This window comes from Marinitoga sp. 38H-ov, from assembly GCF_011057715.1.
Lineage (GTDB): Bacteria > Thermotogota > Thermotogae > Petrotogales > Petrotogaceae > Marinitoga.
On the sequence record NZ_LNGH01000008.1, the window covers coordinates 103,747 to 130,183 of the forward strand.

Below are 26,437 nucleotides of genomic sequence, written 5' to 3' on the forward strand. Positions count from 1 at the left end.
TTATATTACAAAAAAATATTTTTTATTTTTACAGTAAAAAAAAAATAAGAACCTCGATAGAGGTCCTTATTTTGATACATTATAAAGATTTTCAATAATATTCATAATCATTTCTCTTTTTACTATTTTCAACGTCCATAATTTTGGAATGTTTTCAAAGCCATAATATGCACCTGCAACTTGACCTATTATTGCTCCTATTTCATCAGTATTTTCGCCAAAATTAACAGCTGTTAATACTGCATCTTTAAAGTTATTTGTATTATAAAATGACCAAAGAACTATTTCTAATGTGTCTAATACAGAATTTGAAGAACTCAGTTCATTTTTTGTTTTATAGGGAATATCTACAATTTTTAATTTTACATCATATATTAAATCCATATGTTTATGTACTTCGCTTAACAATATTTTCTTATTGGTTCCATTAATCGCTTGCTGAATTAATCCTCCTAAATATTTACATGCATGAATTGTATATATATTATTATGTGTTGTATATGAACTTTGACCGGAATAATATACTGCATCTTTGAAAGAACTTTTAAAATACATCGGAACTGGAGCCAATCTAGCTAATGGTTTATTTGAATCTTTTTCGGTTATATCAACAAATTTATTATTTTTCTCAAAATATATTATAGCTTCTAATGTTTGATTATCTATACCAAATGATTTTTCTTTAGATGACATATACCCTTCTTCTACCCACTTTACATATTTTTTCATTTGACTATTTAAATCAAACCCATCTTCTATTAAACTATTTGCTAAACATAATGCCATCGAAGAAACATCTGTCCATTCACCTATATCTAAATTGAAAACCCCCCCACTAGAAAAATCTGTTATTTCTTTAAATTCAATATTTTTATAGGGAGCACCCAAAGCATTTCCAACAATTAAACCATATAATGCGCCTACAAACCTATCTTTTAATTTTTCCATATAATAGCCCCCTTTCAACGATTATTTAATTTAATTATAACATATTATATGTTATAATATATAAAAATTGAAAGCTTGGGAGGGAGAAATATGGAATGGGTATATATCAAGGATATGAAAAAATATATTGGTCAAAAAGTTGAGTTCAGAGGATGGTTATGGAATAAGAGAGCTAGTGGAAAAATTGCATTTTTACAATTAAGAGATGGGACTGGTTTTGTTCAAGGGGTTGTTGAGAAAACCAATTTGGGAGAAGAAAAATATTCAGAAGTAAAAAAACTAAAGATGGAAAGTTCTTTAATAGTTAGAGGTACAGTTGTAGAAGATCAAAGATCACCTGTAGGATTTGAATTACATATAGATGATGTTGAAATTATTCATAATCCAAAAGAAGATTACCCTATTTCAAACAAAGAACATGGTATTGATTTTTTAATGGAACACAGACATTTATGGGTAAGATCAAGAAGACAATTCCATATTTTAAAAGTTAGACATGAAATTTTAAAAGCTATTAGAGAATTTTATAATAATAATGGATTTACTTTAGTAGATACTCCTATATTTACAGGTTCTATTGGAGAAAGTGCAGGTAATACATTTGAAATAGAATACTTTGATTATGGAAAAGTATACTTAGCCCAAACTGGTCAATTATATTTGGAATCTGCAGCTTTGGCATTAGGAAAAGTATACAATTTAGGGCCAACATTTAGAGCTGAAAAATCTAAAACTAGAAGACATTTAATTGAATTCTGGATGAATGAAGCAGAAGTTGCATATTATACACATGAAGACAATATGAGATTACAAGAAGAATTAGTTTCATATATTGTAAAAAAGATATTAGAAAATGCATCAGAAAATTTAATTGCATTAGATAGAGATATCTCTAAATTAGAAAAAATAGAAGCGCCATTTCCAAGAATTACATATACTGATGCAATTAAATTATTAAATAAAAAAGGTTCAGATATTAAATGGGGTGAAGATTTAGGTGCTGATGATGAAACATTAATATCTGAAGAATTTGATAAACCTGTAATAATAGAAAAATATCCAAGAGCTGTAAAAGCATTTTATATGCAGCCAGATCCAGAAAATCCAGATGTTGTATTATGTGATGATATGATTGCACCTGAAGGATATGGAGAAATAATTGGTGCTTCTGAAAGAATTTGGGAAGAAGAAGTATTAATTGAAAGATTAAAAGAAAATAATTTACCAATTGAAGAGTATCAATGGTATCTTGATTTAAGAAAATTCGGTTCTGTTCCACATAGTGGATTTGGACTTGGAATAGAAAGAACTGTTGCATGGATTTGTGGATTAAAACATATTAGAGAAGCAATTCCATTTGCAAGAACATTATATAGAGTATATCCATAATAATATCCCCATCCTAAAAAGGATGGGGATATTATTATATTCCTTCAATTTTTCTTAATTTTTTAATAGTCATTCTTCCCCAAATAAAAGTAATAACAGCAGAAACGGCATTTCCTGTTACAATCCCCCACCAAACACCCGGAAGTCCTATATTAAATATAAAAATATATAACCAAGAGAATAATATTTGCATTATTATTGTTCTGTTTATTGATACAATTAAACTTTTTATCCCATGACCAATGCCTTGAAACATCGAAGATGTGAACATTCCAAAAGGAACACCTGGTAAAAATAAACTCATTACTTTTAATGCTGTAACTAAATCATCATAAATAACGTATCCATCTTTTGAATATGTAAATATTTTAGCAATTTGTGGTGCAAAAATAAAAATAGAAAACATTACAAAAAAACTTATTGTTAAACCAAATTTAATCGCATATAAATGTGCTGTGGATAACTTTTCTCCGTTTTTTTGACCATATGCTGCACCTGTTACAGTTGTAACTGCTGTAGCTATACCTATCAACGGAACAGTTCCAAAATTAATAATTCTCCAACCACTAGTAAAAACAGCAACACCTATGTCCCCTCCTGCTTTCACAGCAAAAACATTTAAAACAAAAATAGCTATTGACATAGAAACTTGAGCTAAAGATGCAGGAATTCCTACTTTTAATATATTTTTTAATATTTTTGAATCATACTTATAATCCTTAAAAGTAATAGTTAAGTAAGTGTTTCTTTTGATAAACATCCAATAAATAATTAAAATTGATGATATACTAAAAGAAATAACAGTTGCATATGCCGCACCTTTAATTCCAAGTTTAAATCCATATATAAATAAAGGGTCTAAAGCTATATTTAACAATGATCCAACTGCTATAGCATACATAGCTTTTTTAGCGTCGCCTTCACCTCTTAATATACCATTAGCAGTATTATTAAACATCAATAATGGCGAAAAGATTATTAATATATACGCATAATCCAAAGTTAATTGAAGAGTTTCTCCGCCTGAACCTATAGATTGTAGTATCGATTTTATTGAAAAGAATAATATTATAGCGGTAATTAACCCTAACCCTATGGCTAATAATATTGAAATTATTGCAGCTGTATCGGCACCTGCTTTATTTTTCTCTCCAATTTTTCTAGAAATTTCCGAACTTGCACCAACTCCAAGCCCAGCTGCTAAGGCTATTATTATCATAAATATTGGAAAAAATAATCCAATAGCTGCTAATGAGTTTGATCCTAACCCAGCTACCCATATGCCATCTACTAAATTATACATTGTTTGTACTAGCATAGCTAAAATCATTGGCAGAGATAATTTTCTAATTGCTATTTTGGGATCACCTTTTAATAATAATGTCCCCTTTGTATCATTTGCCATAAACTTCCTCCTTTATTTCAATATCTTCAATTTTAAAATCAATTACTGCTTTGTATATACTAAATAAGTATTGATTAAATCAATCTATGTTTATATTATTTACAACATTTTTGTATTATTTAACAATTTTGTTTAAAATTTATATTTTTTAATGTTTATTAAATTCTGTTTTCTTTTATCTAATTCAAAAGGTTCACATAATATATATGCTTTATAATTATTTATAACTACTCATTATACTATATCTATTTAACATCAAAATAAATCATTGTATTTATATTTTTCTTAATCTATTTCTCTTGACCATTTTTCCACCAATTATAATTATTATACATCAATAATTGTTTATTTTTAAACTTTAAATTTTTTGACATTTAATAATTACCTAATAATTATATGTTATAATATATAACTAGAATGGAGGTATCATATGGACGATAGAATATTAGACCCTAACGAAAAAGTCGAAGAAAGCACAATAATTAATTTAAGACCACAATATTTAAATGAATATATCGGTCAAGAAAAAGTAAAAGAAAAGTTAAAAATTACTATTGATGCGGCTAAAAAAAGAAATGAGCCGCTTGATCATATTTTATTAGCAGGTCCTCCAGGATTAGGAAAAACCACACTTGCAAATGTAATTGCTAATGAAATGGGGGCAAATATTCAAATTACTAGCGGGCCTGTCCTTGAAAGAGCTGGAGACCTGGCTGCTATTTTAACTAATTTGCAAAATGGTGATGTACTTTTTATAGACGAAATTCATAGAATAAATCGATCAGTTGAAGAAATATTATATTCTGCTATGGAAGATTTTCAATTAGATATAGTAATTGGAAAAGGACCTGGTGCAAGATCAATTAGAATTGACTTAAATCATTTCACATTAATAGGTGCTACAACTAGAACAGGATTAATTGCCGCACCATTAAGAAGCAGATTTGGAATTATTATGGAAATGAATTTTTATCCTCCTCATGAATTGAAAGAAATTATTACAAGAAGTGCTAAATTACTAAATGTTGAAATTACAGATGATGCTGCATTATTAGTAGCAGAACGTTCAAGAGGAACACCTAGAATTGCAAATAGATTACTAAAAAGAGTAAGAGATTATGCTCAAATAAATAATGAAGGAATTATAGATATTGATTCTGCAGAAAAAACTATGACATTATTAGAAATTGATCATGAGGGTTTAGATGAAATGGATAGAAGAATATTAAAAACTATTATAGATTATTATAATGGTGGTCCTGTTGGTCTAAAAGCTTTAGCTGCTTCTTTAGGCATAGAAGCTGATAGTATAAGCGAAGTATATGAACCATATTTGCTACAAAAGGGGTTTTTAGTTAGAACTCATAGAGGAAGAATGATTACAGAAAAAGCATTAAAGCATCTAGGTATTTCAAAAGAAGATAATAAAAAATTATATTCATTATGGGGGAATTAATATGGATTTTATTAAAAAAAATCTTTCTGAAATCCAAAGTAAAATAAAGTTTTATGCAGAAAAATATAATAGAAATAATATATTATTAATAGCTGTATCAAAAACGTTCCCTATTGAATATATAAAAGAAGTATATAATTATGGAATCAGAGATTTTGCCGAAAATAAAGCTCAGGAATTAAGAATTAAAGCTCAGGAATTAAAAGATTTAGATATCAATTGGCATTTTATAGGTAGAATACAAACAAATAAGATTAAATATATTGTACCAGTTGCTAAATATATTCATTCTGTATATAGGGAAAAAGAAATACAAGAAATAGATAGAATAGCAAAAAAATATAATAAGACACAAAAGATATTAATCGAATTAAATGTATCTGGCGAAGAAACTAAAGGTGGTATTACTGAAAAAGATTTAAAAAATTTATTAGATTTTTCCATGAATTTTGAAAATATAGAAGTAGTTGGACTTATGACAATGGCCCCATATACAGATAATGAAGATATAATAAAAAATGTATTTATAAAACTTAAAAACTTAAGAGATGAATATAGCAAATATTACCCTAATTTAAAAGAACTTTCTATGGGTATGAGTAATGATTATCATATAGCAATTGAATCTGGTTCTACTATGTTAAGAATTGGTTCTAGTATTTTTGGAAAAAGATATTATAAGGAGGGTGAATAAATTGTTTATACTAGCAAATTTGTTTTATTCATTAGCTGTTGTTTTAAGAATTGTTATTAATTTTTTTGAAATATCAATTATTATATCTGCAATTTTTAGCTTTATTTCTTTTAATTATCATCATCCTATAAGGCATTTCTTTGATTCTGTAGCGGAAATAGTAGAAAGACCTATAAGAAGATATTTTAATCTAACTTTTGGTATGTTTGACTTTACACCATTTGTTGCTATTTTATTATTAATTTTATTAGATAATTTTTTAGTTACAACGCTATTTGATTTAGCTAGAATATTGAGGTGATTAATTTTGAAAACCATTTTATTTTTTAATCCCATAAAAGCTAAAAAAGAAGATATAGAAAATCAATTTATTGATATTTTCCAAAAAAACGGAATTGAAATATTAAAAATAATGCCTGCTGGTTCGGCATTAGCTGATAATTCATTGTATAATGAAGCAGATATTTTTATTGTTTTAGGTGGCGACGGCACTGTATTAAGAGTAGCTGAATTATCCGCAGAAAATTCGGTTCCTATAATTGGCATTAATTTAGGTACATTGGGATTTTTAACAGCATATGATAGTACAGAAATTGAACAAGCTGCTATTGATATATCTTCTAATAATCTTCATTATTCAGATAGATTTTTATTAGAATGTTATGTTGGTGGCAAAAAGCTAATTTCTTTAAATGATATTACAGTTCAAAAAAGCCAACCAATTGGAACGGTGGATTTAGAAATTTTGATTAAAGGTGAAAGTATATTAAATTTTTCTGGAGATGGTGTAATTTTATCTACTCCAACAGGTTCTACTGGATATGCCTTATCTATGGGAGGACCAATTATTGATCCTGCTTTAAATTTAATATCTATAAACCCTTTGGCTTCTCATTCATTAAATATAAGGCCTCTTATTGTTTCGCCAGATAATTATATTGAAATTATTATAAATCACATAGACGCTGGAAATGCATATGTCACCGTGGATGGAGATATTGTTCATAGAATTGAGGCTGGAATGGCTGTTGTAGTAACCTCTTCAGATAAAAAGGTTACATTAGCCCAAAAAAATGATTATTCATTTTATAAGGTATTGAACAATAAATTAGGTTTTGGAAGGAGAATTATATGATAGATTTATTACCTGAAGAAACCAAGAAAATAGTATTATCATACCATAATGAAATATTAAAAATGGGGCGCCTTGTACAAGGCATGTTTTTAAAGTTTAAAGATGCTTTTTTTGAAAAAAATGTTAATCTTTCAAAAGAAATTATTCAACAAGATATAAGAGTTGACTTTATTGAATCAAGATTAGAATTTAAAGCTATGGAAATATTAGCTATTAATAATTTATATGGAGAATCTTTTAAATTAGTTTTTTTAGGAAATAAAATCATCGGTGTTTTAGAAAGCATGGCTGATATGTGTGAAACGATGGCAAAAAATAATATAGATCTTCTTTCTTATCCAAATTCTATTAATCCTTACCAATTCGAAGATTTATTTGAAATTTCTCAAAATATGTTAGGAGAAGCTTTAAAATTATTCTCATTAATTATTGATAATACTTATTCTGAAACGGAATTAATTGATATAGCAAAATGGATATGTAAAACAGATTCTGAAATAGACAATTTATATAAAGCATTTAAAAGAAATTTAATGTTAAAAGCCTCAAAAGATAATTTTAGATCTATAATGGCTAATATCGAAATTCTTTCTAATATAGAAAAATTCGCAGATCTAACTACAAATATTTCTGAATATTCAATATATATAATTACTGGGGATAGGTATAAATGTACTAGAGATGGATTTGAAATTTTTTATTCTATGGAGGAATAACTAATGATAAAGTTGTTAAAATATATATCAAAAGAGTTTATATCTCCATTTTTAATGGGATTAGTTGGATTTATTGTATTTGTTAGTGTGGAGTTACTATATCAATTATCTGATATAATAGTTCGTAACAAGGTAGGGATAGATAAACTTTTTATTTTAATTTCATATCATATACCTTATTTCTTAGTAATGGGTATTCCAGTTGGAATACTTTTTTCTATATTCTGGGTTTTATCGAGATTGTCTAATGATAATGAAATAATTGCATTACAATCTTTAGGAATACCATCAAAAAGAATAATTATTCCTTTTTTATTTTTGTCCATGATTTTATCTTTAATAACCTTTTCATTATATGATACTATTGTACCAAAAGCAAATATGAAAGCAAAAGAAGCTATTTCTAAATACGTATACAAAAATGCTGAGGCTAATATTGAAATGAATAAATTTGTAGAAGTTGAAAAGGATAAAAAATATCTGTATGTTAGAAAAATAGATAAAGATTCTGGCATGTTATATGGAATATTATTATATGACATTGATTATTCAAAAACTACTGTATTCCATGCAGAAAAAGCCTTTAAAGAAAAAGATACATGGTTTATGGAAGACGGAAGAATATATAGATTATCTGATGATGGGCTATTAAAGTTGGATATCACCTTCAAAAAACTAAAATTAGATATTTCTAAAGATGTTGAAGAATATTTGCGTTTTTCAAAAAGCCCAAATGATATGACAACAAGAGAATTAAAACATAAGATAGAAATAACTCAAAATCTTGGAGGAGATGCATCGGCTCTAATCGTTGGTTATCAAGAAAAATTTTCTAACTCTGTAGCTCCAATAGTTATTTCATTACTTGGTGTTGCATTATCGCTATTTATAAATCTTAGAAGTAAATCTTGGAGTGTTATATCTACATTTGTATTAGTGGTATTATACCAAGGATCAGGTGCATGGCTTAGCGCTCTAGGAAAAGAAAAAATATTAAATCCATATTTAGCACCTTGGATTCCTAACATTATTTTTAGTTTAATTGGTATAATACTATTTATTTTACTAGATACAAGAGCTGCTTACAAATTAATTGAACCATTAAAAAGAGTATTAAGCGTTATTGTTATATTAATTATTTTTAGTTCTCAAGGTTTTTCTGAAAAAGTATACATTGATTCTCCAAATATTAGTATTGATGGTACCAAATTAACCTTTGAAGGAAGCACTACCATTAATTATAAGGACTCTGTAATAAAAGCAGAAAAAGGATTTGGTATTTTAGATGATAATAATAAAATTATAAAAGCTAATTTATCTGGAAATGTTACATATATTTTTAATAATAGATCAATTGAAGCATCTTCTATGGAAATAAACTTTGAAAGTAAAGATGTTGTATTAAATAATACATATTCTATTGAATCATTTAAAAACAAAGATAAAAGGGATGTTAAGGTTCGAGTATGGTCTGATTTATCAGAAAAGAAAACTAATGAAGATGTTGTGTTTTCCGAAAGAGTTAAAATGACTACATGTAAAGAATGTATAACATATTATTTCAAAGCTTCGCATGTAACTATTTATCCAGAAGAGTTTTTAGTTGCAAGAGATGTTACTTTAGAATTTTTTGGTATACCTGTTTTTTACTTCCCATTTTATTTTCAAAGTTTATCTGGTGAAAAAGAAGCACCATTTATTGCCGCTTTTGCTTTTAAAGAGGATGCTGTAACTATTTCAATAAAAATTAATCACACATTTCCAAATAATTCAAAACTATCTTTTTCTCAAGAATATGTTAGAAATGTAAAAAAAGATATTCTTTCACAAACAATTAATTATACTTATTCTATACCCTTTATATTAGGTACTTTAGCTTTATCTAATAGTATTAAAGATAATAATATTAACAATTTAAATTTTACATTATCAAATAAATTGAATAATTTAGATTTTTCATCTTCAATATCTCATAATTTTTCATCAAATACTGATTCTTTATCTATAAAATTCAATAATGTAAAAACTGATTTAGGAAATTTCTCTATATCTTCATCTTTTTCTTGGAAAGATAGAAGTTTATTATCTGTAAATTTTTTAAATCTTACAACACCTTCTTTAACAAAAAAATATAAAAAAACATTTTTGAAACTTAATTCAACAAAAATAAGTATAACAGGCCCTGCCACAAAGATTTCTAATTCGTGGGAAAACAAAAAAATTAATATTTCTACATCTTTTGATTCTAATATTTTTAATGGCGATAAGAAAAATATAATTAAAATAAGTTATTCAGGATTATATGAAAACAATGATTTTCAAAACTATAATTTATACATAAAAAATGATATTTCAGATAAATATAATCCTTTAAAGTATAAAAATAATATATTCTCTATTGATACAACTGTAACCCCTGAACTAAAGTTTGCTTTTAGAAATAATTATCCTAATAACATATATAATTATTATGCATATGGAACAAAAGCTAATTTTAGAACTACATTATCTGTTTTTCAATACGGTGTTTCTGATTATCAATATTATAGAGTATTGGTAAACGAACCAGCTTGGGTCTCAAATCCGGCTACTCATACAAATAAACTAACTGATTTTGCTGGTGTATTTTTTGATTTTAATATTCTAAAATCAAAAAATAGTATAGATTTAAGATATAATAGATCTTTTGATTTTATGAAAGATGAAAAGTTCATTGGACATTTTTTTACATCTAAATATATTTTTAATTATTCAAAAATATATTTAGAAAACAATACTAAAACTGACTTAAAAAAGGATACATTTGAATTTGTAAAAACAAATTTTAACGGATACATAAAATATGATTTTATAAAACATAATTATAAGTTTGATTTTGATCACAATAATAGTGATTTACCAATATATGTTATCAATAATAGTGATGAAATAACTTTTAAAAAGAATAAAATAGAAATAAATTATGATTATTATTTAAAAAAAGAAACTTTCAAAGAAACAATTCCTGAAATAAAAACAAAATATACAATTTATGATAAAAATAATGGGGAATACGAAGGAAATTTAAACTTATTTAATGAATACAAAAACATTCACTATGATTTAAAATATAGATCATCAGGTTCAAAACAATCATTAACTTTAAATTTAGACTATGATATAGAAAATGAATATTTAAAAACAGGTATTGGTTATGATACTTCTCCAAAATATGATTGGGCAAGAGTTTCATTTATTTATGATATAAAAAATAATGTCTGGAACTTTACTCAATTTGAATTAAATAAACAAATAATATGTTGGTCTTTTTATTTTAAAGGGGATGTTAAATTGTTACCAAAATTTTCTTTAAAAAGTTTTGAATTAAAGTTTTTTATTACTGATATACCAGAAAAATCATTTGGTTATACAGAAGAAAAGGGTATAGATATAAGTATTTTCTAAGGAGGTAAAATATGTCTAAAATTGAAGATTTAGAGTTAATAGGTAATAAAATTAAGAGATGTGATAGATGTTCATTAAGTTTATCAAGAAATAATGTTGTTATTGGAGAAGGTAATACTAATTCTCCAATAATGCTTGTTGGAGAAGGTCCCGGTGCTAATGAAGATTTAGAAGGAAGACCTTTTGTCGGCAGAGCTGGAAATTTATTAGATAAACTACTAAAAGATGTTGCTAAAATTGAAAGAGAAAATTTTTATATTACTAATGTTGTAAAATGCAGACCTCCTAAAAATAGAGTCCCTACAGCAGAAGAAATGGAAAAATGTAGCCATTTTTTATTAGGTCAAATTACTGTTATAAAACCAAAAATAATTGTTGCTCTTGGTTCAACTGCTTTAAATTTTTTCTTAAAACAAGTAGTTCCTATTACAAAACACAGAGGAAGGTTTAAAGAGTGGTATGGTGGAATGTATATATTTCCAACTTTTCATCCAAGTTACCTTTTAAGAAATAGAAGCGATACAGAAGGTTCTCCTTTATTTTATGCAAAATTAGATATGCAAGCAATTGGTTATATGTATAAACAATTAATCTCTAATCCAAATATTGATTTAAAAAAATTAATTGAAACAACTGAAAAAGGTATTATAGCAGCTGAAAATAAAATAAAAAAATAGCTCCAAATCGGAGCTATTTTTACGCCTCAGCAATTGCTTCTATTTCAATATCAGCATCTTTAGGTAAAGCTGCAACTTGTATAGCTGCTCTAGCTGGTTTATGTTCACCAAATATTTTTCCATATACCTCATTAAATTCTGAAAACTTTGATAAATCTGTTAAATAAGCATTTACTTTTACTATTTTATCAATACTACTCCCAGATTCTTCAAGAATATTTTTAATATTATTCAAAATTACCTCTGTAGCTTTTTTTATATCTCCTTTTATAAACTCGCCTGTTTCAGGAATAATTGGTAGTTGCCCTGAAATAAATATAAAACCGTTACTTTTTACAGCAATAGAATATGGACCTACTGCTTTTGGTGCATTTTTAGGATTTAATAATTCCATTTTAATTCCCCCTTTTTATTATCTCAATTAATTATATCATAATCTTTTATATGCCGAATATGTTTTATATTCTTTTTCTTTCATATGAAAAATACCAAAAGAATTTGGAGGAATTTTTCCTTTTACACTTCCCATTTCAATATATAGTTCATTATCGCTAAAATGATCAAATAAATGCATTGCATCAAGTAACCATGATTCTTCAAAATACAATTGAATCTCTTTTTCTTGACTTGTTGGATTAATAACTATTAATTTACCGTCTCTAATGCTACTATACTTCCTATAATATGCTAAAATTTCATCATCATTTGATATAACCTCATAATATTTACCTTTTTTAAGTGATATAGAATTATTAAATAAATCTATTAATTTCAAATAAAATTTTAATGTTTCGTTATTTTCATTAACGTTATCCCATTCCATAACTCCTCTACAAAATGGATCATGTTCCCCTTCCATTCCAATTTCTTCACCATAATATATCATAGGACTACCTGGTAGAGTGAATTGCATTGCAACGGCTAATTTCCATTTATCTCCAAATATATTTTTTATACGTGCAGAGTCATGTGAAGATAACATATTCCATGATTTTAAAATTTTCAAGCCACTATCATATATTGTTTTTTTAAGTATATCTGAAGCTGTTCTTCCCTTAAGCTTATTATTTAAGAGATTAATAATTATTATAGTATAATAATAATTCATGATACCATCCATTATTTTAATCCAATCTTTTGGATATGCCCACACTTCTCCTATAATTTCGTGATTTTCTCCTAATGATTTAATATTTTTTACAATATCTTCTAATATTTCAAATCCTAAATCATATGCACAATCAAGTCTCCAATGATCCACCCCTAGTTTTGTCCATTTTTTTATTACTGAATTTTCATCTTTCCACAATATTTTTTGCAACTCTTCATTTTCTAAATTTAATTCAACCAATGATCTATGATCTCTCCAATATGTAAAATCATTATTTTCATATCTAAAAAAAGCTTTTTCTTTTTCGCCATTTAAAGCTTTTTTAAACCAATCACTTTCATTACTCATATGATTTAAAGCAATATCTAAGCACAATTCAATTTTATTTTCATGCAATTTATTAATTAATGATTTTAAATCCTTAGCATCTCCCAAAACTGGATCTATTTCAAAAAAATCTTTAGCATCATATCTATGATTACTATTTGCTTTAAAGATTGGAGTTAAATAAATAAAATCAATATTTAATTTTTTTAAATAGTAAATTTTTTCTTCAATTCCTTTTAAATCTCCTCCGTATAATCTTTTTCCAGAATTAAAATCCTTAACTATCGGCATATCCCAAGGTGTATTTCCCCTATTATAATATGAAAAAAATCTATCTGGAAAAATTTGATATCCTATCTTAGCTTCCATAACCCACCTCTTTCTATTATTATCAATACATATTCTACCAAAAAAAGAGATTTTTTGCAATAATAAAATTTAAATAGTTATAATAACAATTAAATAGTAATATTTTACATAAACTATTTATTAAAAATACATCATATATTATCGATTAAATATGTTTGTACTTAATTAATCATATTTATTAAGAAAAAAGGATAAATATCTTTTTAAAACTGATTATTAAAAAAATGAGAAAATAAGGTAAAATTTAAAATAGAATTTAATTTAATTAAATATTTTATTATTGAAAATTTTAAATATTTATGGGGGGATAGAATGAAAATAATAGGTAAAAAAACTAAAAGAGTTGAAGCAAAGGAGAAAGCATATGGAGAATCCAAATATACTCCTGACCTATATTTAGATAGAATGTTGTATGCTGGTGTAGTATATTCCAATATTGCTCATGGTATATTAAAAAGCATTGATACATCTGAAGCAGAAAAAATACCGGGAATAGTTAAAATTGCTACATATAAAGATGTTCCTGGAACAAACAAATTCGGTGTATTAACTAAAGATATGTGGTTTTTGATACCAATTGGAGAAAAAATACGTTTTGAACATGATGCTATTGCAGTAATTGCAGGCGAAACCAAAGAAGCTGTTGAAGAATCCATAAAAAAAGTAAAGTTTGAAGTCGAAGAATTACCTGCAGTTTTAACAATAGATGAAGCTATAAAAGATGAAATAAAAGTTAATAATCCAGACACTAATATTGCTTTTCATAAAAAGATAAGAAGAGGTAAAGTGGATGAAGCATTTGAAAATGCAGATTTAATAATCGAAAGAGAATTCAAAACTGATTATCAAGAACAAGCTTATTTAGAAACTCAAGGCGCTATTGCATATTACGATGGGGAAATAATGAAGATCTATGGTTCAATGCAATGTCCATTTTATGTTCAAGAAGACGTTTCAGAAATATTAAATATACCCTTTAATAAGGTAGATGTAATACAAATGGAAACTGGTGGAGGGTTTGGAGGAAAAGAAGATGTTCCTTCGTATATTGCATCAAAAGCTGCTATATTATCTTATTTAACAAAAAGGCCTGTTAAATTAATATATGATAGAGAAGATGATATAAAAGAAACAAGTAAAAGGCATCCTTCAAAATCATATTACAAGGTAGCCTTTAAAAAAGACGGTACTATTATTGGATTACAAAGCAAAACTTATTTAGATATGGGGGCTTATTCAACATTATCACCTATTGTTATGTATAGAACTTTAACTCATTCAGCAGGAGCATATAAGATTCCTAATGTATATGTTGATGTATATGGTGTTTATACAAATAAAGTTCCTTGTGGTGCATTTAGAGGATTTGGATCTCCACAAGTATTATTTGCAATAGAATCTATAGTAGATGAAGCTGCTGAAAAGCTTGGTATTGATCCTTGGGATATAAGATATAAAAACGCATTAGAAATTGGAGCAGAAACTGCTACTGGTCACAAGCTCGAATTTTCTGTTGGTGCAAAAAAAACATTAGAAAATGTTAAAAAATTATCTAATTATGATCAATTAAAAAAAGAAATAGAAGAGTTTAATAACACAAATAATATTAAAAAAAGAGGATTAGGATGGTCTCACATTATATATGGCGTAAGCTTAGGAGCCGGAGGACAGCATTTAGATGCATCAAACTCAGAGGTTCATGTATTTCCTGATGGAACAATAAATGTTATGTTTGGAGGCACTGAAATTGGCCAAGGCTCAAAAACAGCTATATCTATGATAGTTTCAGAAATTTTAGGTCAAAAACTTGAAAAAATAAACGTATTACAAACAGATACTTTTATCGTGCAAGATAGTGGTCCAACAGTAGCATCTAGAACTACAGTGTTTAGCGGCAATGCTGCTAAAGATGCAGCTGAAAAAATTAAGAAAAATATTATGGAATTCTTATGTGATAAGTTTAAAGTTGAACCAGAAGATATAAAAATAAATTTAGGAGCATATAAAATAAAAGATAAGGAATATACTTTTGATGAAATAGCAAAAATGTGTAATGATGCTAATGTAAAATTGCATGAATCAGGATGGTTCAAATCACCAAAATTAAACTTCGATATGGAAAACGGTGTTGGTGAAGCTTATGTTACTTATACATATTCCACCCAATTATCTCTAGTCGAAATTGATAAATATACAGGCAAGATTGATGTGAAAAAAATGTGGATATCTCATGATATAGGTAAAGCAATAAATTATGATGGTGTAATAGGGCAAATTCAAGGTGGAGCTGTTCAAGGAATGGGACACGCTATTATGGAAGAAATAAAACAAAAAGACGGAAAGATTATTACAGATAACTTTAATAATTATGTAATTCCAACTATTAAAGATATACCTGAAATTATTCCAGATATAGTTGAAGAGGAATTTCCATATGGTCCATTTGGCGCAAAGGGAATAGGAGAACCATCGTTAATGAGTGCTCCTCCATCAATAGCAAATGCAGTTTCAAATGCTACCAAAAAAAGAATAACAAAAATTCCAATATCCATGGAAGATATTATATAAATCTATTTAGGGGGGTAATATAGTGAAAAAAATACCTATAGTAGGACCAACATTTGAAGAAATGTTACATCCAGAAAAAATTGATCCAGAAATTAGACAAAGAGCTATTGAAATGAAAAAGAAAGATCCTTTACATCCTATCAATTTATTTAATATATCTTGGAAGGACGAAAATAATGAAATCAGACATTTTGTTTTACCAAAAGAATTAACAGGTGTAAATGCAAATATAATTGTATTATATGCAAAAGATTTCCCATCAGGAAGTCACAAAGTAGGTGCAACATATTCTGTATTAATGGAAAAAACAATAAGACATGAAGTAGATCCTGAAAAACACAAATTAGTTTGGCCATCAACTGGAAATTATGGTATAGGGGGAGCTTTTGTTAGCTCGAGAATGAATTATGATTCTTTAGTAATATTACCAGAAGAAATGAGTCAAGAAAGATTTGATATTATTAGAAAATATGGTTCTGATGTTATACCTACACCTGGTTGTGAATCTAATGTTAAGGAAATATATGATAAGTGTAATGAATTAAAGAGAAATGATCCTGAACATATAAGAGTTCTAAATCAATTTGAAGAATTTGCTAATTATAGATTCCATTATTATGTTACAGGAAATACAATGATAGAAACCGTTAGAAGATACCACATTGGTAATGAAAGAGTAGCTGCTATAGTATTAGGCGTTGGTTCTGCAGGTACTATTGCTAGTGGCGATAGAGTTAAACAGGAATTTCCTGAAACAAAAATAGTAGCTATGGAACCCGTTCAATGTCCAACAATTGCTTTAAATGGATATGGAGGACATGATATTCAAGGTATAGGAGATAAACACGTAACTTGGATTCACAATGTTATGAATAATGATGCTGTTGTATTAGTTGATGATGTGGATAGTAAAAAAATGCTTCAAGTATTATATGAAGAAGAAGGTAAAAAATTCTTAAAAGAATTCATTAACCCCGATATTGTAGATTATATTTCTGATAAATTCGGTATTTCTGGAATTGCAAATGTAATTGGCGCAATTAAAATTGCTAAATTCTATAATTTTAAAGATGACGAAAATATTTTTGTTGTGGCTACAGATAATATAGATAGATACCACTCTGTTATGAAACAAATGGCAGAAACATATGGAAAATTAGATAGAGCAGAAGCTAAATCAAGAGTTGAAAGAATATTCCTATACCAAGAAGCATCAGGAATTTTTGAAGGCGATAAATATAACAGAGAAAGATGGCATAATTTAAAATATTACACTTGGGTTGAACAACAAGGTAAAACAGTTGAAGAATTAGATGCTCAAAAAGATCAATCATATTGGATTAAACAACAAGAAAAAGTACATGAAACAAATAAATTATTAGAAGAATATAGAAATGAACACATAGAAGAGTTAAGAAAGGTGTGGTTCGATAAATGATAAGAAAATTATTCAAAAATATATCTTATCTAGCTACATTTGATTCTAAAGATAATGAACTTGAAAATGCGTATATATATATTGAAGATAATGTAATAAAAGATATTGGAACAGGAAATCCTGATTTTGAAGTTGATGAAATAATAGATTGTAAAGATATGCTAATAATGCCAGGATTTGTAAATACACATCACCATTTATATCAATCCCTAACAAGAAATGTTAAAGGGGCACAAAATGCTAAATTATTTGATTGGTTAGTATTTTTATATGAACGCTGGAAATTTATAGACAGAGAAGGTTTTTATATTAGTTCAATTATTGCAAATTACGAAATGATGAAAACAGGAGTCACAACGACAACAGACCATTTATATTTATATCCATATGGTCTAAATGAAGCAATAGATGCAGAAATAGAAGGAGCAATAAGGGCTGGTATTAGATTCCACCCAACGCGTGGCAGCATGTCCATGAGCAAAAAAGACGGTGGATTACCTCCAGATAGTGTAGTTCAAACAGAAAAAGAAATCATCAAAGAAAGCATTAGAGTAATAGAAAAATATCATAATCCAGAAAAGTATTCAATGTTAAGAATTGCATTAGCACCATGTTCTCCATTTTCTGTAACTCCTGATCTTATGAAAGAAACTGTAAAAATTGCCGAAGAATATGATGTTTTAATGCACACACATGTTGCTGAAACTCTAGATGAAGATGAATATTGCTTAGAAAAGTTTGGAAAAAAACCTGTAGACTATATGGAAGAATTAGGATGGCTAAATCCAAGAGCTTGGTTTGCACATCTTGTATGGTTAAGTGATTCAGATATTGAAAAATTAGCTAAAAATGATGTCGGTATGGCTCATTGCCCATCTTCAAATATGAGATTAGGCTCTGGTATAGCACCTGTAACAAAGATGAAAGATAAAATAAGAATTGGTATTGCTGTAGACGGTAGTGCAAGTAATGATACAAATAATATGATTGCCGAAATTAGAAATGCATTATTGCTTCAAAGAGTTAAATATGGAGCAGATGCTCTAACGGTAAAAGAAGCATTAAGAATGGGAACTATGGGTGGTGCTAGAGTTTTAAGAATGGATGATTATATAGGAAGTATAGAAATAGGAAAAGCTGCTGATTTTATAGGATTTAATTTAAATAGATTAGAATTTGCCGGAGGACTTGATGATCCACTTGGAGCAGTTTTAATGTGTGATGGTAAACAGGTTGATTTAAATGTAATAAACGGAGAAATTAGAGTTAAAGACGGAGAAATATTAGACGATGATTTACCTAAATTAATTGAAAAACATAATGAAATTTCCAAACGGGTTATAAACAGTATTTAATAGATTTTTTCTTGCGATTGTCATTGACAATCGCATTTTTTAATATTTTTAATAAAATAGCAACATTAAAAGTATAAAATAAAATGGAATTAATTTTTCAGGGGGAATTATGAAACAAAAAATACTAAATAATTTATTCAAAAATTATTTTGAGAATGAAAATATAGGCTTATTAATTCTTTGTAATGGGGAAATTGAATATATAAATAATTCATTTAAATCTATTTCTAAAATATTAGAAATAGATGGTTATGACATTATTGATTTATTTAATAATTATAATGATTATTTGAAGAAAAATCCTAATTTAATTAATATAAAAAATCTCATTGATTATATAAATTTATTCCATTTTTCAAATAACAATCTTTCTTTTAAAGACGTAAAAAAGATTAATAATAAGTATATAGAAATAAACTTTGAAGGATTAATACATGAGAAAAATAAATTTTATTTAATATCATTATATGATGTCTCACAAGATATTAAATTTATTTATTCTAATTATTTAAATATTTTAAAAAAAATTAGTGAATTAAGTTTCAAATCTTTATCAAGTTCAAATTTTAATGCAGAGAATATATATGAAAAAATTTTTAATATATTAAAAGAGCATAATATAATCAATGAAATAGCTATAGCTACTATAAAAAATGATGATATATATATCGAATATGGAATTATTGATAATATAGATATTACAAGAAGATATTTTTCTAGAAAAAATAAATCTTTACTTTCATATATAATAGATAATAACAGAAAAATATATATATATGATTCTTTAGATTTTCAATTACCAGATGGATATAAAATTATACATTTAAATAATCCTAAACCATATAGCGTATATGGAGTACCTTTAAAAGATTATAATGGCAATTCATATGGAGCAATATTATATGAAAGACCAAAATCAAACTCATTTACAAAATTGGAATTAACATTATTAGATGAAATAACTTATATGATTCAATCAATTATAGCTTTTCATAACTTATATTTACAGCTTCATAAAGAGAAAGAGAAATATTATGAATTATCTATAAAAGATCCATTAACCAAAGTATATAATAGAACTTTTTTAAACGAATATTTAAAAATGTCATATGAAAAAATGAAGCGATATAATGAAAACTTTATTTTAGCATTCATTGATATAGATAACTTTAAACAAATTAATGATAATTTTGGACATGATTATGGGGATATGATCTTAATATTATTTACAGAAACAGTAAATAAAATTATTAGAAAATCCGATATTTTTGCTAGATATGGTGGAGATGAATTTATAATTATTTTCCCAAATACGGAAATAGAAAATTCTAAAATTATTATGGATAGAATAAAAAAACAATTAAAAAATAACAAATATCCTATTTATATCTCATATGGACTTATTGAATTAGATAAACAGCTATCGTTAGAAAAAAACTTAAAAAAAGTTGATAAAGAAATGTACAATATGAAATTATATAACAAAAATGAGGCTAAATAAGCCTCATTTTTGTTATATATGTTGATTTTTATTGATTATCAGCTATTAATCACAATAACTACAAGTATGCTTGAGTATGTATGAGTATGCATATTTGACTATATGAAGAAAATTTCATAAAATAAATATGTATATGATTACAGTTTATAATAATAACAATAAAATTAAACATGTTATTAATATCACAATTTAAGGAGGCGTTATTATGTATAGAATAGCATTATGGGGTTTTGGTGCAATGGGAAGTGGTATTGCAAAGAACATTTTATCTAAATATGAATTAGAATTAGTAGGTGTACATGATACAAGATATGTTGGAAAAGATGTTGGTGAATTATTAGATATTGGAGAAATAGGATTAAAAGTATATGATTCTCCAGAAAAAATGTTAGATGAAACTAATCCAGACTTAGTTGTTATTGCAACTAATTCCTTTGTTGATATTGTAAAAGATCAAATTATTTTAGCTGCAAAAAAACATATTAATGTTATTACCATCGCTGAAGAAATGGCATATCCTTTCTATACACATCCAGAAGCAGCTGAAGAGATGGATAGTATTGCTAGAAGATACGGTGTATCAATTTTAGGAACAGGTATTAATCCCGGCTTTGTTTTAGACACATTAATTTTAGCATTAACAGGAGCTGCTTTGGATGTAGAACAAATAAAAGCTGCTAGAATAAATGATTTATCTCCATTTGGACCAACTGTTATGGAAACTCAAGGAGTAGGTACAACAGTTGAAGAGTTTGAAGAAGGATTAAGAACAGGAAAAATAGTTGGACATATAGGCTTTGAACAATCAATATACATGATTGCTGATGCTTTAGGATGGAATATTGATAAAATTGAACAAACTAGAGAACCAATAATTTCTAAAGTATTAAGAGAAACAAAATATGTAAAGGTTGAACCTGGAATGGTTGCAGGTTGTAATCACGTTGCAAGAGCATATATGAATGGAAAATTAGTTATAGAACTAAAACATCCTCAACAAGTAAGACCTGAATTAGAAAATGTGGATACTGGTGATTACATTGAAATAATTGGAGATCCAAATTTAAATTTAGCTATAAAACCAGAAATTCCTGGTGGAAAAGGTACAATTGCAGTCGCAACTAACATGATTCCAGCTGTTATTGAAGCCGAATCAGGACTATTATCTATGGCTGATTTACCTGTACCTAGAGCATTAATTGGAGATCTAACATTATAGGAGATGATTAAATGATCGCTAAAAAAGGAGATTGGGTTCAAATATATTTTATTGGATTAAAACCAGATCAAAGAGCAAATTTTCTTCCAGAGGACACAAAACGTGTTCCTCTGGAAATTCGTATAAAAGGTTTCTTGTTAAATGATGAAGCAAATATAGGAGAAAATGTAAAAATAGAAACTCCTGTAGGTAGAATAGTTGAAGGTAAATTAGAAGAGATTTATCCAGAATATACACATAATTTTGGAAAACCTGTAATTGAATTGCTTCATGTTGGAAAACAATTAAGAGAAATGATCGAAGGTGATCAAGAATGAAAGATTTAAGTTATGATGCAGTAATGTCTAGAAAAAATGAAATAATGAAAAAATCAGTTGGTGTCGATTATACAAAATATGAAATAGAAGGTATAGCTTTTGATTATGAAGAAATGATGAAAGATGCTGGTTATACTATTGATGAAATAAGAAAAATTCAACTCGAAACCGGTGTTGGTAATACTCCTTTAGTTGAATTAAAAAACATAAATAAGTTAATCAAAAAAATTGCTCCAAAAGGAAAAGGAGCTAGAATATTTGTAAAAGATGAAGCTACAAATCCTTCTGGTTCTTTCAAGGATAGAAGAGCATCTGTAAGTGCATATAGGGCTAAAATCCAAGGTTATAAAGGGATTATGGCTGCAACTAGCGGAAATTATGGAGCTGCTGTTGCTTCTCAAGCATCAAAAAGAGGCTTAAAATCTATTATTGTGCAAGAATGTTTTGATAGCAAAGGTGTTGGGCAACCAGAAATTTTAGAAAAAGCCAGAGCTTGTGAAGCATATGGCGCTGAAGTTGTTCAATTAAGTGTTGGACCTGAATTATTCTACTATTTCTTAGTTTTACTTGAAGAAACTGAATACTTTAATGCTTCATTATACACTCCTTTTGGTATTGCTGGTGTTGAAACATTAGGGTATGAAATAGCTGAACAATCTATGAATCAATTTGGCAAATTCCCAGATGCAGTAGTTATTACTCATGCTGGTGGAGGAAATTTAACAGGAACTGCAAGAGGACTTAAAAAAGCCGGTGCTGTTAATACAAAAATCATTGGAGCTAGTGTTGATCTACATGGATTACATATGGCATCAGATAATGATTTTAATAAAAAGTCATTTACAACAGGTCATACAGGTTTTGGTATTCCATTTGCAACATTCCCTGATAGATCAGATGTACCTAGAAATGCCGCAAGACCTTTAAGATATATGGATGAATATGTTTTAGTTACACAAGGTGAAGTATTCTATATAACTGAAATGTTAGCAAATATAGAAGGAATGCAAAGAGGACCAGCAGGTAACACTTCATTAGCTGCGGCCTTTGCTTTAGCTATGGAAATGGATGAAGATCAAATAATCGTTGTTAATGAAACTGAATATACAGGAGCAGGAAAATTACCTTCAGCGCAATTAACATTTGCAAAAGAAAATGGAATTGAAATTAAATTTGGCGATCCTATAAAAGAAGATGTCCCTGGTAAAAATATTGTATTACCTGATCATCCATCAAAAATTGGTGTAATAAAATATCCATTGGAAAAGTTGAGAAAATCATATATTAAAGAATTAAATAAAAGATATGGGAAAACAGAATTTTCAGAAAAAGAACTAGAGTTCATTGCACAAGACTTAAGAATTTCAGTAGATGAAGTAAAAAAGTTAATTGAGGAGGTATTATAATGGAACCAAGAAAAGTTGATTTTGAAGAAAAAGCTAAACATTTAATGAACATGACAGATGAAGAATTAGATAAATATTTTTGGGATTTAGTAGAAAAGGTTGTAGATCCACTAATTGATTTAGCTTCTACTCATACTTCACCATCAGTTGAAAGATCTGTTTTACTTAGAATGGGTTTTAATAGTATGGAAGCTAAAGCTTTAGTTGACAAATTCTTTGAAAAACACATTTTAGGTAAAGGTGCAGGTAATATTGTATATAAAATTGCTAAAGAACATAATATAGACTACATTCAAGCAGGAAGAGATTTAATTGCAGGAAAATACTGGGATGATGTAGATAGAATATTTGGAGGCGATAACAAATGAAATTAGAGCCAAACAAAAAGTTAAATGTTGAAGAAATATTAAAGGATTTAGATAAATACAGACCAAAAAGAAAAGGTTGGACATGGAGAGAAAAATTACCTCCTAGAACAAAAATAGGTGATTTTGAATATTATGAAGTAAGTAAACCATTAAAAAACTTTGTTGCATTACCTGCAGCTCATTATTTTAAAAATATAGATCCTCAACCACAAGAAGTTATTACATCAGAAATAGCTTCTGGTAGATTTGAAGAAGATATAAGAAGAATGAGAATGGCCGCATGGCATGGTGCAGACCATATTATGGTTATTAGAACATTAGGACAAAGTCATATGGATGGTTTAATTGAAGGAACACCAGAAGGTATAGGTGGTATCCCTATAACAAGAAAACAATTAAGAGCTTCAAGAAAGGCTCTTGATTTAATAGAAGAAGAAGTAGGAAGACCTATTAATTTCCATAGTTATGTTTCAGGTGTAGCTGGTCCTGAAGTAGCTGTATTATTTGCTGAAGAAGGTGTAAATGGAGCTCATCAAGATCCTCAATATAACGTGTTATATAGAGGAATTAATATGATTAGATCATTTGTTGATGCTGCTGTAGCAAAAAAGATTATGGCATCAGCAAACATGCTACAAATTGATGGTGCTCATAATGCTAATGCATCAGCTAAATTTGCATGGAAGGTTATGCCAGAATTATTAGTACAACATGCTATTAATTCATTATATTCAGTAAAAGCTGGAATGAAAAAAGAAAATATAGCATTATCTACAGTTCCACCAATAGTTTCACCAACTCCAGAATTTAGATTAAACTTTGTATATGCATTAACAATTAGAGAATTATTCAAAGATTATAAATTCAGAGCACAAATGAACACAAGATATATAGAATCAGATTTATTTGATGCTACTAGAATACACGTATTAGATACACTTATTTCAAGATTAACAAAAGCAGATATTCAATCAACTATTACACCTGATGAAGGAAGAAATGTTCCATGGCATATTAACTCAATTAGAGGTGTTGAAACAGCTAAACATACATTAATAGCTCTTGATGGTATTAAGGAAATGGTTCAAGTAAATTGGGATAATGTAAGAGAAAAAGTTAGAGAATTAAAGATGAGAGCTATTTTAATGTTAGAAGAAATAATTGAAATGGGTGGATATTTTGAAGCTGTTGAAAATGGAATGTTTGTAGATAATGGGGAATACCCAGAAAGAATGGGTGATGGTATTGTTAGAAAGAAAGATGGAGGTATAGGTGCAGGAACTGTTGTACCAAGAGATAAGGATTATATGGCTCCTGTATGTCATCACTTTGGATATAATAATTTACCAGAAGGTTTAGAAAAGCCATGTGATTTAATAGATGGATGTACATTATGTAATCCAGATAAAATACAATACATAGATGAATTAGATGATGAAGATAATGTATATAAGAGATTAGATAAAATAAGAGAATATAGGGAAAATAATTTAATTAAACCAGAAGTAGAATGGAGTTATGATGGTTATATACAACTAGATATGACAATTCCTGAATCCGAAGAATATGCTGAAGCTGCTGCACTTGAAATATGTAAAAGAATGGGATTAGAAGATGCTCAAGTAATTTCAAAAACAGTTCTTCATCCAACAGAAGCAACATATGTTGAATTAAAAGCTAAAGTTCCATTTGCAATAAAGAAAGATGATTTGGTATTACCTAAAAAACCTGAAGTTATGTCAGATGATGAATTATTCGACTTCTTCGCAAAACATAAAGTTAAGGTTGTAGCTGGTACAGTAGGTAATGATGAACATAATGTAGGTATAAGGGAAATATTAGATATTAAACACGGCGGTATAGAAAAATATGGAATTAAATATGAATACCTTGGCACCAGTGTTCCACCAGAAAAAATGATAGATGCTGCAATTGAATATGGAGCACAGGCGATACTTGCTTCAATGATTGTTACCCATAACGATGTCCATGTGGAAAATATGAAAAAATTACATCAATTAGCAATAGAAAAAGGTGTAAGGGATAAAATATTGTTAATCGTTGGTGGTACTCAATTAAATGATGATTTAGCAAAAGAAAACGGAATGGACGCAGGATTTGGAAGAGGAACAAAAGGAGCACACGTTGCAACATTTATTGCTAAAAAATTAAAAGAAAAGATGGAAGGATAATATAAAACCCCTCTATGCCCAGCGTAGAGGGGTTGTTTTGTGCTTGTTTTTGCAGTAATATCTGAAAAAACTCCGAGAATTTTATTGTACAGTTGCATTATTTCTGATAATTGAGTCATACTCTGTAAGTCTGGTTGTATAGTGTAAACTAAAAGTACCCCATGAATAAAATTGAAAAATGGTCCACTGAGGAAGAAAAAATGATATACTCTTCTCAAATAAAGAGAGAGGAGTTAGAAAGGATGATCAGTATGGACCAAAAAAGAAGAGTAATATACATGTATTTTAGAGAAGGGAAATCTCAAAGAGAAATAAGCAGAATAATGGGAATAAATAGAAAAACAGTGGGGAAGTATATAAAGGAGTATGAAGAAGCATTTGAAGGATATAAAAACAGCGAAG

Annotated in this window: 22 protein-coding genes; 18 read left to right on the forward strand and 4 right to left on the reverse strand. The window is 27.8% G+C overall.

Annotation, left to right across the window (positions count from 1 at the left end):
- Positions 1-66: 66 nt before the first annotated feature.
- Positions 67-948 carry an ADP-ribosylglycohydrolase family protein gene (locus tag AS160_RS02915; protein ID WP_165144656.1) on the reverse strand — a complete coding sequence of 294 codons (882 nt, stop codon included), beginning with the start codon at positions 946-948 and terminating at the stop codon, positions 67-69.
- Positions 949-1,038: 90 nt separating this feature from the next.
- On the opposite strand from AS160_RS02915, the gene asnS reads away from it, so the two are divergent.
- Positions 1,039-2,337, forward strand: coding sequence for an asparagine--tRNA ligase (gene asnS, locus AS160_RS02920; protein WP_165144659.1), 1,299 nt, complete (start codon positions 1,039-1,041; stop codon positions 2,335-2,337).
- A gap of 34 nt (positions 2,338-2,371) precedes the next feature.
- On the opposite strand, the gene AS160_RS02925 is transcribed toward asnS, so the two are convergent.
- The gene (locus AS160_RS02925; RefSeq protein ID WP_165144662.1) at positions 2,372-3,742 is read right to left on the reverse strand and encodes an MATE family efflux transporter; all 1,371 of its coding nucleotides are present in this window, start codon (positions 3,740-3,742) and stop codon (positions 2,372-2,374) included.
- A 430-nt stretch (positions 3,743-4,172) separates the two neighbouring features.
- Here AS160_RS02925 and ruvB point away from each other — a divergent pair, with 430 nt between their 5' ends.
- From ruvB to AS160_RS02960, 7 genes are read left to right on the forward strand one after another with little or no spacing between them, the layout of a single operon-like run.
- On the forward strand, positions 4,173-5,198 hold the full coding sequence (gene ruvB / locus AS160_RS02930) for a Holliday junction branch migration DNA helicase RuvB (RefSeq protein WP_165144664.1): 1,026 nt from the start codon (positions 4,173-4,175) through the stop codon (positions 5,196-5,198).
- 1 nt (position 5,199) lies between these two features.
- Positions 5,200-5,892: a YggS family pyridoxal phosphate-dependent enzyme gene (locus AS160_RS02935; RefSeq protein WP_165144667.1), complete on the forward strand. Its 693-nt coding sequence runs from the start codon at positions 5,200-5,202 to the stop codon at positions 5,890-5,892.
- Position 5,893: 1 nt separating this feature from the next.
- Positions 5,894-6,193 (forward strand): YggT family protein, encoded by a 300-nt coding sequence (locus tag AS160_RS02940; RefSeq protein ID WP_165144670.1) that lies wholly within the window; start codon positions 5,894-5,896, stop codon positions 6,191-6,193.
- A gap of 6 nt (positions 6,194-6,199) precedes the next feature.
- On the forward strand, positions 6,200-7,027 hold the full coding sequence (locus AS160_RS02945) for an NAD(+)/NADH kinase (RefSeq protein WP_165144673.1): 828 nt from the start codon (positions 6,200-6,202) through the stop codon (positions 7,025-7,027).
- A complete protein-coding gene (locus tag AS160_RS02950; protein ID WP_165144676.1) occupies positions 7,024-7,743 on the forward strand; it encodes a PhoU domain-containing protein in 720 nt (239 codons plus the stop codon). The genes AS160_RS02945 and AS160_RS02950 overlap by 4 nt, the downstream gene beginning before the upstream one ends.
- A 3-nt stretch (positions 7,744-7,746) precedes the next feature.
- Complete coding sequence (locus AS160_RS02955; protein ID WP_165144679.1) at positions 7,747-11,187, forward strand: LptF/LptG family permease; 3,441 nt, start codon at positions 7,747-7,749, stop codon at positions 11,185-11,187.
- Positions 11,188-11,198: 11 nt separating this feature from the next.
- Positions 11,199-11,864, forward strand: a complete 666-nt coding sequence (locus AS160_RS02960) for a uracil-DNA glycosylase (protein ID WP_165144682.1) — start codon at positions 11,199-11,201, stop codon at positions 11,862-11,864.
- Between the two features lie 19 nt (positions 11,865-11,883).
- Here the strand turns inward: AS160_RS02960 and AS160_RS02965 are convergent, their stop codons facing one another.
- Together AS160_RS02965 and AS160_RS02970 are read right to left on the reverse strand one after the other, a co-directional pair.
- Positions 11,884-12,258, reverse strand: a complete 375-nt coding sequence (locus AS160_RS02965) for a RidA family protein (RefSeq protein WP_165144685.1) — start codon at positions 12,256-12,258, stop codon at positions 11,884-11,886.
- Positions 12,259-12,294: 36 nt separating this feature from the next.
- Positions 12,295-13,671: an alpha-amylase family glycosyl hydrolase gene (locus AS160_RS02970; protein WP_165144688.1), complete on the reverse strand. Its 1,377-nt coding sequence runs from the start codon at positions 13,669-13,671 to the stop codon at positions 12,295-12,297.
- Between the two features lie 312 nt (positions 13,672-13,983).
- Between AS160_RS02970 and AS160_RS02975 the strand changes: the two genes are divergently transcribed.
- The 10 genes from AS160_RS02975 to AS160_RS03020 form a co-directional block, all read left to right on the forward strand.
- Entirely contained in the window at positions 13,984-16,239 is a 2,256-nt protein-coding gene (locus AS160_RS02975) for a xanthine dehydrogenase family protein molybdopterin-binding subunit (RefSeq protein WP_165144691.1), read from the forward strand.
- A gap of 19 nt (positions 16,240-16,258) precedes the next feature.
- Complete coding sequence (locus tag AS160_RS02980; protein ID WP_165144715.1) at positions 16,259-17,677, forward strand: pyridoxal-phosphate dependent enzyme; 1,419 nt, start codon at positions 16,259-16,261, stop codon at positions 17,675-17,677.
- The gene (locus AS160_RS02985; RefSeq protein ID WP_165144718.1) at positions 17,677-19,032 is read left to right on the forward strand and encodes an 8-oxoguanine deaminase; all 1,356 of its coding nucleotides are present in this window, start codon (positions 17,677-17,679) and stop codon (positions 19,030-19,032) included. Before AS160_RS02980 ends, AS160_RS02985 begins: the two co-directional genes overlap by 1 nt.
- A gap of 109 nt (positions 19,033-19,141) precedes the next feature.
- Positions 19,142-20,533 (forward strand): GGDEF domain-containing protein, encoded by a 1,392-nt coding sequence (locus AS160_RS02990; protein WP_165144694.1) that lies wholly within the window; start codon positions 19,142-19,144, stop codon positions 20,531-20,533.
- A 205-nt stretch (positions 20,534-20,738) separates the two neighbouring features.
- A complete protein-coding gene (gene ord, locus AS160_RS02995; RefSeq protein WP_165144697.1) occupies positions 20,739-21,752 on the forward strand; it encodes a 2,4-diaminopentanoate dehydrogenase in 1,014 nt (337 codons plus the stop codon).
- Positions 21,753-21,763: 11 nt separating this feature from the next.
- Positions 21,764-22,069 (forward strand): 2-amino-4-oxopentanoate thiolase subunit OrtA, encoded by a 306-nt coding sequence (gene ortA, locus AS160_RS03000; protein ID WP_165144700.1) that lies wholly within the window; start codon positions 21,764-21,766, stop codon positions 22,067-22,069.
- Complete coding sequence (gene ortB / locus AS160_RS03005; protein ID WP_165144703.1) at positions 22,066-23,475, forward strand: 2-amino-4-oxopentanoate thiolase subunit OrtB; 1,410 nt, start codon at positions 22,066-22,068, stop codon at positions 23,473-23,475. The genes ortA and ortB overlap by 4 nt, the downstream gene beginning before the upstream one ends.
- Positions 23,475-23,843, forward strand: coding sequence for an ornithine aminomutase subunit alpha (locus AS160_RS03010; RefSeq protein WP_165144706.1), 369 nt, complete (start codon positions 23,475-23,477; stop codon positions 23,841-23,843). Before ortB ends, AS160_RS03010 begins: the two co-directional genes overlap by 1 nt.
- Positions 23,840-26,035: a D-ornithine 4,5-aminomutase subunit OraE gene (oraE, locus tag AS160_RS03015; protein ID WP_165144709.1), complete on the forward strand. Its 2,196-nt coding sequence runs from the start codon at positions 23,840-23,842 to the stop codon at positions 26,033-26,035. Before AS160_RS03010 ends, oraE begins: the two co-directional genes overlap by 4 nt.
- Before the next feature lie 161 nt (positions 26,036-26,196).
- On the forward strand, positions 26,197-26,437 hold a 241-nt coding region (locus AS160_RS03020), incomplete at its 3' end, for a sigma factor-like helix-turn-helix DNA-binding protein (protein WP_165144712.1).